The sequence below is a fragment of the Thermodesulfobacteriota bacterium genome, assembly GCA_040756475.1.
Classification (GTDB): Bacteria; Desulfobacterota; Deferrisomatia; order Deferrisomatales; family JACRMM01; genus JBFLZB01.
The window spans coordinates 33601-43961 of sequence record JBFLZB010000015.1 but is presented as its reverse complement, the minus strand read 5'-3'; the positions used below and the strand labels follow the sequence as shown (position 1 = coordinate 43961).

Annotated in this window: 6 protein-coding genes; 4 read left to right on the top strand and 2 right to left on the bottom strand. The window is 70.4% G+C overall.

What is annotated here, in order from left to right; all coding sequences use genetic code 11:
- Positions 1-2336: hypothetical protein (locus AB1578_03855; protein ID MEW6487036.1), on the top strand; the 2336-nt coding region annotated here is incomplete at its 5' end.
- A 67-nt stretch (positions 2337-2403) separates the two neighbouring features.
- The gene (locus AB1578_03850) at positions 2404-3162 is read left to right on the top strand and encodes a hypothetical protein (protein ID MEW6487035.1); all 759 of its coding nucleotides are present in this window, start codon (positions 2404-2406) and stop codon (positions 3160-3162) included.
- Positions 3163-3447: 285 nt separating this feature from the next.
- Here the strand turns inward: AB1578_03850 and AB1578_03845 are convergent, their stop codons facing one another.
- Positions 3448-3606, bottom strand: coding sequence for a type II toxin-antitoxin system HicA family toxin (locus tag AB1578_03845; GenBank protein ID MEW6487034.1), 159 nt, complete (start codon positions 3604-3606; stop codon positions 3448-3450).
- Entirely contained in the window at positions 3587-3826 is a 240-nt protein-coding gene (locus AB1578_03840; GenBank protein MEW6487033.1) for a type II toxin-antitoxin system HicB family antitoxin, read from the bottom strand. The genes AB1578_03845 and AB1578_03840 overlap by 20 nt, the downstream gene beginning before the upstream one ends.
- Positions 3827-4039: 213 nt before the next feature.
- On the opposite strand from AB1578_03840, the gene AB1578_03835 reads away from it, so the two are divergent.
- Positions 4040-8497, top strand: coding sequence for a chitobiase/beta-hexosaminidase C-terminal domain-containing protein (locus AB1578_03835; protein ID MEW6487032.1), 4458 nt, complete (start codon positions 4040-4042; stop codon positions 8495-8497).
- A gap of 2 nt (positions 8498-8499) precedes the next feature.
- Entirely contained in the window at positions 8500-10347 is a 1848-nt protein-coding gene (locus AB1578_03830) for a hypothetical protein (protein ID MEW6487031.1), read from the top strand.
- Positions 10348-10361 lie beyond the last annotated feature (14 nt).

Below are 10361 nucleotides of genomic sequence, written 5' to 3'. Positions count from 1 at the left end.
ACCACCGGGCCCACCTGGCCGACGCCTGGGGGCCGCAGTTCGGCACGGCGAGCGAGACGGCCTGCGCCAACTGCCACCCGGCCTACGGCACGGGCGCCGCGACCCACGTGAGCCTCATCGTGGACTTTGCCAACGTGGACACCACGCCGAACCCGGTCTCGGCGCTCGGGACCACGGCCCCCGTCGCCGACCCGACCACGGCGAGCACCGACCGCTGCACCCACTGCCACTCCACGACCAACATCTCGGGGGTCGGTGTGGGGACGATCCTCGCGAAGGAGTACTGGGGCACCGGCGCCTACAAGCTCGACTGCCTCACCTGCCACAACCAGGGGTACGCGGCCTGGTCCAACGGCAACGCCACCGGCGTGCGCGCCCCGGCCAAGGACGCCAACTGGGCCACCCGGGGCCACGGGCTCGCCACGGCCTCCACCTACCCCTGGACCCCGAACCGCACCGGCGCCGGAGCGGCCTGCTCCGCGTGCCACAGCACCACGGCTGCCCACCTGTCGGGCGCCCTGTCCGATTCCGACCGCCTGGTCACGGCCGGCAACGCCCTGTGCCACTCGTGCCACGACGGAAGCGGCACGGGGGGCCGGGCGCAGACGCGCGTCTCGACCCACGGCAACCGCTCCACGACCATGTCCTACAGCGCCAAGCGCAGCGCCTTCGAGCTCAACTGCGTGGAGTGCCACGACGTGCACGGGTCCGCCAACGTCTACATGGTCAACGCGGTGAACTCCGACGGGCCCCTCGTTCCCGTGCGGTACTACGGTGGGGTGGAGAACCTGACCACCTTCCTTTTCGGGGGCACGGTGGTGCTCACGAACAACAACCCCGACGGCCCCGACTACGCCCTGGCGGGCGCGGGAGACACCTCGAAGATCTGCCAGACCTGCCACACCCAGACCGCCTTCTACCGGCGCACCCTGGGGGCCGGGACTCACCCCAACACCGACTGCATCACGTGCCACAAGCACGACTTCGACGACACCTACACGACCGCCAGCCAGGACGGCTTCATGCCCTCGGGCTGCAACGGCTGCCACGGGTACCCGCCGGTGCGGCCGGGCGAGGAGGGCGGCAATCCCGACTACCTGGCCGAGAACTACTCGGGCGGCGGCGGGTTCCACAAGGCCCATGTGGAGGCCTTGAAGGGCAAGCTCGCCAACTCCACCGACGCCCGGGAGATCTGCGGGCCCTGCCACGGGCAGGGGGCGGGGAGCACGAACCACGCGGAGTCCGGGCAGTCCACGGGCGCATGGCCCAGCTCGGCCCGAGACGTGGTCAACATCCGGGCCAAGGCGGCAGGGCAGAGCTCCTGGGGCTCCGGCACCTACGGCGGAGCGCTCGTGGACGCCACGGGCACGACCCCCGGAAACGTCGCCATGGACGCCACCAACAGCCGGTGCGTGGCGCTCGACTGCCACGGTCAGCCCGCGGCGGGGGAGAGCCTGAACTGGTTTTCGCCCATCACCGACGGCGCCGGGGACTCGGACGGCCTGGCGAAGAGCCAGGCCTGCAAGGGGTGCCACGACCAGACCCCGGCCCAGTGGCGAGTCTACAACGCGGCCGGCACCCTCCAGTACACCGGCAACGCCCGCAATGCCGCCGTGGCCTACTACGGCACCCTGAGCGGCTACTCCCGGGGCGGGCACGGGGACGCGAATATCCGGTCGGGCAGCACCGATCCGAGCTTCGTGGACTCGGCGCCGAGCCACGCCACGCCCATCGACTGCACCGCCTGCCACATCAACGCAGCGGCCCACTTCCCAGCGGCGGCGGGCGACCTGAACCGCCTCGGAGGGGTGGCCATCCAGACCAACACGGGGGGGCTGTGCAACGACTGTCACCCGTTTGCGGACTACCCCACCAACCACCACCCGAGCTTCTACGGCTCGACCCTGGGCAACCCGGCGAACCACAACATCGTCGCGGCCGCCGGCCAGGAGATCTACGCCGATCCCAGCACCTGGACCGACCAGGGCGGCGGGCACTACGAGCAGGACGGCTACCGGGCGCTGGACTGGACGACCAACGTGGACGGCTTCATCAATTGGTGGGGCGGCAACTACGGAAACGCGAACCAGGATCCGCCGCCCCGGCCGGTCTTCTACGGGGAGGCGACCAGCGCCCCGCCTAAGGCGAGCCTGCCGCTGGCGAGGTACGTCGGAAACCAGGTGAGCACCGACCAGGTGATGTGCACCACCTGCCACAACCCCCACGGGACCGACCTCTACACCCACGATCCCCTGGGGGGCCACCAGCAGGTGCCCGACAACAACATGCTGCGCCTGAGGGACGCCGACAACACGCTGTGCAACGCGTGCCATTGATGGGGAGTGCTTTACAACCCAATAGCCATGCGGCCGTAGCGTGCAACGGCCCCGAAGGAGATCTCACGTGAAGACGACGGTCCTGGTGGCTGCGATCCTGGCCTTGGGCGTCCCGGCGCTGGCTGCTCATCCGGGCAGCGGGGCCAAGTGCGAGACCTGCCACACGGTGGGCAAGGGCGACGCCAAGGCGCCCAAGGTGATGCCTCAACCTCCCGGGTTCTTCGCCCGGCTGACGGGGAAGAAGGCCATGGGGGGGCATCCGTCGGTGTCTTGTGCGGGAGAGGTGAGGCCCGACGGCTCCCTCTCGGGCTGTCATCGGCCCGAGGACGGCCGGAAGAGCCTTCTGGTGGTGGACATCGCGGACAAGCCGGTCAACGTGTTCTGCGCCCGCTGCCACGCCGACCAGACCCAGCCGGGGAATCACCACCCCTCGTACAAGGCCGACCGGGACGGCGACGGGGTGCCCGAGTCGATCATCCGGCCCGCCGCCGGGCAGGAGGTCTACACCGATTTCTCCCCCGCCGTCCGGGGAGAGCCCTGGGCGACCTACCCCGACTCCCTGGTGCTGACCGCGTTGCCCGATGGCGCAAAGAGGCTCGAGGTGGTGCTGCCGTTGACCACGGTGACCGAGCTCGATGCCGCGGGCCAACCCGTGGTCCACGAGCACGTCGTCACCTGCTCCACCTGCCACAACCCCCACTACGGGTACCTCGTGGAGGTGGGAAGCGAAGAGCAGCTCAACCAGGAGCAGGTCGCCCGCCCCACGGGCGACGCCCTGCTGCGCCTGCGCGACCACACCAATGCCCTGTGCGAGGCGTGCCACTGAGTTGCCCATGACCTTCGGTCACCTCGAGGGATGAAACGGTAGGGCGGGCGGTTCCCGCGTAGCGGGGTTCGCCCGCCGGTTTGGCGGGGCAAGCCCCGCCCTACGCCTCTCCCGGAGCTGTCAAGGTCAGCCGAGTTTCTTTATGGCGCGGTGGAGCTCGCCTCACGCAAAGGCGCAAAGCTCGCAAAGAAGGAACGTACGGGAAGAACGTAAGAGTAGGCAGAGCAAAGAGGGGCCGCCTCGTACTTGGCAGCGTCAGAAGAGAGGCGGGAGTCCCGCCTGTTTTCAGAGCTCGTTTGCTGTGATGCGGTCGAGGGTGTTGTGCCGTTTGACCGGCAGGGTTCGGATTCCGTCGGTGTAGACGGAGTGCTTGCCGCCTTCGCGGAGCAGACGGAACCCGTTGGCTTCCAGGTAGCGAACCAGCTCACGCCGTTTGACGGACATCGTCCACTTCAGTGGGGATTTGCTCGAGCAAGGCGCCCGCCGGGGGCAGTTCCTTGTCGAGTTGGCGGTAGGCAAGGACCATCTGCCGAAGCGCGTCCCTCAAGAGCTCGCGGCATTCCTCAAGGTTCCTGCCTTCCGTAATGACCTCCGGCCACTCGACCACCTGTCCGAGGTAGCCGGAGGGGATTTTCGTGTATCTGCCCGTGTAGGTGTGGAGCATGGCTGGTGTCTCCGGCGTCTCTCCCCGGGGAAGTGAAGGGGCTGTCGGGCACTATAGCATCTCGCCTCCCACCCGTCATTTCCCTTGGCGACCCTTGTCGGCGACCCAATCCAGAAGGCCCTTCTGTGTTGAACCGAGAGGGGGCACCGCCGTATCATGGGCGCCCTTCCTGGAAGAGTTCTTCGGGGGCCGAGCGATACCGGAGACCGCCTCATGACCGTGGCGCCCTCGTTGGGTACCCGAAGACGCTGGTTCCGGACGTGGCTCGTTCTCGTGTCCTGCGCTGTTTTCGGCTCCCTCTCCCTAGGCTCCGCCACCCTCGCTTCCACCGAGCGCTGGGAGCCCTACCCGCCGGGGGTAGGGGGGCCCTGGGGCGGGTGGGCGCGGGCACTGGTTTCCCCCGCAGATCCCGCCGAGCTTTCGGACCCCCTGTGGAGCACACTCTACGCGGCCACCGGGGGCGGCGTGTACGCCAGCGCCGACGGCGGGCTCACCTGGGAGCGCCGCAACGAAGGGCTCCAGTCCCTCGACGTGACCGACATCTGCGCCAGCCCGGCAGTTCCCGGGCGGCTGATCGCCTCCACCGCCACCCGGGGTGTCCACCTCTCGAACGACGGCGGCGCAACCTGGAGCCGGGTACCCGCGAGCGCCACCCTCTCGCAGGAGAGGTTTGGGCGGGTAGCGGTGAGCCCCGACGATCCCCAGCACCTCTTCGCGGCGACCTTCAACACGAGCACCGACATCCTCCTCGAATCGCGCGACGGCGGCGCCACCTGGACCCGGGTTGGGGGGGCCGACGCGTCCTATGCCGTGTCGCGCCTGCGTTTTACGCGGGATGGGGCCTTTCTCTACTTTTCGAATCGGAGCGGACGGATCTTTCGGTACAACTTCGTGGGCAATCCCGCGGCACTCCCCGCTTTTCCCGGCAGCCCCAGCGCCGAGATCGTCGACTTCGCTCTGCCGGGAGGGGACGGCTCGGTAATCGCTGCAGCCCAGGGCGGAGTGGGGCTGTGGGTGAGCCAGGACGGAGGCTCCACCTGGACGGAGCGCCACTTCGCTGGAACCGGAAACCCCGAGTTCTACGAGGTGGACGCGGTGGGCTGGGATCCCCTGGACCCCTCGCGTCTGCTCTACCGCCTGAACGACCCTCTGGCAGGTGCCGCTACTGCGCTCTACGAGCTTCCCCTTGCGGGCACGCGCACCGCGCTGCCTCTGCCGGAGCTCGGCATGGAGCTTCAGGGGATCTTCGTCTCGCCCGCCGCCGAGTGGCTCCTGGAGGCCAAGGCCGGGCTCTTCCGGCGCACGGGCCGCGCCGGCGGCTTCGCCCACTCCTCCAGAGGGCTCGCGGCGTACACGGCCCGCGACGTGGCCTTCGCTCCGGGCTCGGCGGGGCTTGCCGTCGCGGGCGGGGCGTTCGGTTCGGGTAACGGCGGCGCCTACCGCTGGGAGCCCCAGACAGCCCAGTGGCTGCGGTTTGCGGCCAGGCCAGGGGACCCCCCAGGCAGTATGTTCCCCGCCGCGTCGACGCTCCTGGTGCGCTACCAAGGGGCGGACCTCTGGCTCGGCGTGGACGGGTGGGGCCTCTACCGCACCCGCGACGGGGGACTGAGCTGGGAAGACCGCAACTTCGGCCTGGGCACCCAGGCCAAGCGGGGCATCACGGGCCTGGAGTTCTCGCCCGAGAACCCGCAGCGGGCCATCGCCGGCACCCAAGCCGGCGTCTACGCCACCTCCGATGCCGGAGCCACCTGGACGGCGGCCCCGGAGGTCCCGCCGACCATCGGCTGGGCCGTGGCGCGGGACGACGGCAGCCCCCCGGGGGTCGTCGTGGCGGGCAAACAGGGGAATGATGGCCTGGTGCTGCGGAGCTTCGACCAAGGCCAGACGTGGAATTTCGCCGTGGATCCGGCGCAGGGGGGTGGCTGGCTTGCCCCGCTGCCGATCCCCTGTCCCGACGCGTTGCCCGTCGATACGGCGCGTTTTGCACAGTGGGTGAAGCCTCCCGGCCAATGGTTTTCGGCGGACGAGGCTCTGGCTCGCATCGAGCTGGAGGTTCCTCTCTCGCTGGCGGCTCCGGCAAGCGGGACCGTCGGTGCGTGGCGGAAGGCGCCCGGTGACATCTTCTTGGCGGGCGAGACGCTCGTGGAAATGCAGACGGTGGACGGCCTCGTTCCAGTTCCTTCCCCGAACCCCGGTATCCTCTTGGAAATATATCTTCCTGCCGGCAGTTTCGGGATTGCGGGAGAGATGCTGGGATCGTTCAAGGAATTGTTTGAAATTCAACTTCATGGTTCTCAATCAGCCACCGTCCGCCAGTGGTTCGTTTCTGTTGGGTCTGTTTTTGGCGTGGGAGATCTGTTGGCAAGGCTTGAGTTGAACTCGTCTGCGGGTACGTTCATCGATATCGTCGCGGATCAAGTCGGCAGATTGCGCTATCGTGCCCCCGTTGGCACTTCGGTGAGTCCAGGGAGTGCTGTCGGGCTCTTCGCTGAGCTCGTGGATGTCGCCGCACCTGAGGCCGGCCGAATGCTGGTCACGCACAGGGATGTTGGCAGCGTCGTCAACACGGGTGATCTGCTGGGCCGGTACACCACGTTCAACGCCTTCCAAGGGGTGCAACTGCGACAGCTGGCGGCGTCTTCGGCCGTGGGGGGCCGCCTCCTGGCGGGTGCCCAGCAGTGGTTTGGGCTCTTCGAGACCTGGGACGGTGGAGGCTCCTGGACGCCGCTAGGTGGCGATGAAAGCGGACTGCCCGGTTTAGGCTCGGTCGACGCCGCGGCCATCGGCGACCAGGCCGGGGATCCGTGGATGGCTGCTGTGGTGAACCGCAGTGTGTACCTGAGCCTGGACGGGGGGGCTTCCTGGGCACAGCGGGACCAGGGGCTTGCCGTCCCGGGCAACGGCATGAGCCTCATCTACGCCCTGCGTTTCCAGCCGGGAGCGCCCCGGCTGGTGGCGGCGGTGGACGGGCGCGGCCTGTGGTACCTGGACCTGTTTCCCCGGGCCGAGCTGAGCGGGGTGCCCGCGAGCTTCACACCGAGCCGCACCGCGACCGTGTGGGTCGGCGGAGACGAGATCGAGGCCTACCGGTGGTCGCTCGACGGAAGCGCCTATTCCTCCGACGAGGCGCCCGTTTCGGAAGCGGTGACCCTGTCGGGCCTTGCGGACGGCGTCCACCGCCTCGCCGTGGTGGGCCGGAACGGGGCGGGGGCGTGGCAGCCCTTCGAGACGGCAACCCTGGCGGAGTGGCGGGTGGACACCGTCCCCCCCACGGGAAGCGTCACGATCGAGGCCGGGGCCGCCGTCACGGGGAGCGTTCTCGTCACGCTGAGCCTTGTCGCCGCCGACGGAACAGGAAGCGGCGTGACCCATCTCCGGGTCGCCAACGGGGCGACGCCCACGGGGGTCTGGGAGGTCTATCAGGCGACGCGGAGCTGGGTCCTCCCGCCGGGAGATGGGCCGAAGACTGTGTTTGCTCAGTTCCAGGACGCGGCGGGCAATGTTTCGGCGGTGGCGAGCGAGGACATCCTCCTGGACACGGTGCCGCCTACCGGGGCGGTGCAGATCAACGCGGGAGCGGTACTCACCTCGGCTACCGCCGTCACCCTCGGGCTCCTCGCCTCCGACGGCAGCGGGGGCAGCGGGGTGGTGCAGATGCGGGTGGCGAACGGCGCCTCTCCGGCGTCGGCGGCCTGGTCTCCCTACGCGTCCGGCCTCCCGTGGACCCTTCCGGCGGGCGACGGCGTGAAGGCCGTGTCTGCCCAGTTCCGCGACGCGGCCGGCAACGAGTCGGCCGTGGTGAGCGCGTCCATCGTCCTCGACGGCACCCCGCCTTCCGTGACGGCGTCTCCTGCCGGAGGTGCCTACACCGGGCCCCAGGCGGTGGTGCTCACGGCGAACGAGCCGGCCACGATCCACTACACCCTGGACGGGAGCGTGCCCACGACCTCTTCCCCCTCCGGGGCTTCGCCGGTGACGGTGACGGTGAGCCAGTCGGCCACGCTGCGCTACTTCGGCGTGGACGCGGCGGGCAACGCGGGGCTTGTGGCCAGCCAGGCCTACGAGATTCAAGCCGCACCGGGCGACACCACGCCCCCCGTGGTGACGGCGTCTCCGGCGGCGGGCACCTACACCGCGCCCCAGTCGGTGGTCCTGACCGCCGACGAGCCGGCCACCATCTACTACACTCTGGACGGCACTGCGCCGAGCCTCTCGTCCCCCTCGGGGCCCTCGCCGGTCACGGTGACGGTGAGCCAGTCGGCCACGCTGCGCTACTTCGGCGTGGACGCGGCGGGCAACGCGGGGGACGTGGCCAGCCAGGCCTACGTGATCCAAACGCTTCCGCCACCGGATGCGACCCCTCCCCAGGTGACCGTGGCGAACCCCGGCGGTCAGTACGCGGGCCAGGTTACCGTGACGCTCTCGGTGAACGAGGCGGCTTCGATCTACTACACCCTCGACGGCACCGAGCCGACTCCGCAGTCGACCCGCTACGTCGGACCGATCGTCATCGCGGAGAGCGCGGTCCTCAAGTATCTTGCGGTGGACACCGCGGGGAACGCGAGCCCCGTAACCACCCAGACCTATACGATCACTCCGGCCGGCGGGGGCGGCGGTGGCGGTGGCGGGGGCGGGGGCGGAGGGTGCTTTCTGAGCGCCCTGGGGAAGTGACGATGGGTCGTCTTTTCGGATTCGCGCTCCTGACGGTTTTCTCTGTGACGCAAGGTGCGCTGGCCGCCGGTCCCTACGGGGGGTCGGTGACGGCCCTGGTGCTGGCCGAGGATGGCTCGGCTCCCCGGTGGGCCGCCACCGAGCGGGGGCTCTTTCGCTTCGGGGACGGCCGCTGGCAGCGCGTTTCCGCCCTGGCCCAGCGCGAGCTTCGGGCGGCTGCCGAGACGGGGGGCGTGCTGCTCGTGGCCGAGCAGGGGCGAGGTCTCCTGCGCAGCGCCGACGAAGGCGCCTCCTGGCAGGACGTGGGGGGAGGGCTGCGGGGCCGGTACGGGCACCGGGGCGACGACGTGCGTGCCCTGGTCGCGCACCCCGGCGAGCCCGGGCGGGTCTACGCCGGGGCCGCGGGGCAGGGAGTGTTCGAGAGCCGCGACGGGGGGCAGACCTGGAGGCTTCTGCTGGCGGGTCTGGAGGAGGAGCTGCCCCCGGCGTTCCATCCCCTCTGTGTGCTCCCTCCTGCTCCCGGCCGGCCCCTCCTCATGGGGACCGACGGCCGGGGGCTCTTTGCGTGGGAGGGGGAACGGTGGCGGCCCCACGGCGAGAAGCTTCCGGAGGGGCTGCGGGTCCCGTCGCTGGCCGCCGCCCCCGGGGACCCGGGCCACGTGGTCATGGGGACGCGCGGCGCAGGGCTTCTGGAGAGCCGAGACGGCGGAGCCACGTGGGCGCCGCTGCGGCAGGGCGCCTACGGGGTGGCGGGGGCCGTCTCCATCGCAGGGGGAGGTACGGTGCTCGCCCACTTTCCCGAAGAAGGGCTGGTGACGGCCCGGGAAGGAAAGGCAGGCAGGCCCGAGGGTCTGGGGCAGGCGAGGGTGCTTGCCCTGGAGGCGCTTTCCGGGGGCGGCTGGCTCGCCGGGCTCGCCCACGACGGTGTGGTGGAGATCGGCCCCCAGGGTGAGGTGGGCGCGTCTCGCAGCCAGGGCCTCGACGCCACACGGGTACTGGCGCTGGCGCCCGGCGCGCCGCCCGGGGCCCCGGGGGAAGCCTCCGGGTCGGACGGTGCCCTCTGGGCGGGAGACACCAACGGCGTCTCCTTCACACCCGGGGACGGGGCGCCCTGGGAGGCGCGGGACGCGGGCCTCCTGGGCGCGCCGGTCAACGCGCTGGTCTGGCACGGGGGCCAGCTCTACCTGGGCTCGGGGGGACAGGGCGTGTTTCGCTGGCAGCCCCAGGCGGGGGCCTGGGAGCCGCGCTCGGGGGGGCTGGGCACGAGCAATACCATCTTCTCGCTGGAGCAGGACGCCGACGCCCCCCGGCTCTACGTGGGTACCGAGGGGGGGGTCTACGCCTCGGAGGACGGGGGGCAGACCTGGACGAAGCGAAACCGGGGACTGCCCAGCGCCAGCGTGTGGATGGTGGCCGCAAGTCCCGAGCGCGGGGGCGTGCTTTGGGCCGGGGGCGGGGGGCGTCTGTTTCGGTCGGAGGACGGCGGGGAATCCTGGAACCCCGCCGGTTCGGCCCGGTCGAACGCTCTCGCGGCGGGGCGGTATGGCCGGGAGGAAGGGCTCTGGGTCTTGGAGGACGACCGCATCGCGTTTCTCTCGGACGCCCAGGCGAGGACCGTGTTCACGGCCCCCTCCGGGGAGCGGATGGTGTGTCTGATGGACTCGGGGGGGGAGGGCACCGGAACCATATGGGCCGGCGGTTCCGGCGGGCTTTGGGCGCTGGGAGAGCCCGGCGGGGACGCCCGCAGGGTGTGGTCGGGTGCCGGCGTGCTCTCGCTCCTGCCGACGGCCGACGGCCGCCTGGCCGCAGGGACCGACGGCCGCGGGGTCGTGCGGTTTCGGGCTCGCTGAGGGTCGTTTCGGCG

Coding starts and splice junctions, on each gene's coding strand:
- AB1578_03845 (MEW6487034.1), bottom strand. CDS start 3,606: ATGTCCGTCAAACGGCGTGAGCTGGTTCGCTACCTGGAAGCCAACGGG.
- AB1578_03840 (MEW6487033.1), bottom strand. CDS start 3,826: ATGCTCCACACCTACACGGGCAGATACACGAAAATCCCCTCCGGCTAC.
- AB1578_03835 (MEW6487032.1), top strand. CDS start 4,040: ATGACCGTGGCGCCCTCGTTGGGTACCCGAAGACGCTGGTTCCGGACG.
- AB1578_03830 (MEW6487031.1), top strand. CDS start 8,500: ATGGGTCGTCTTTTCGGATTCGCGCTCCTGACGGTTTTCTCTGTGACG.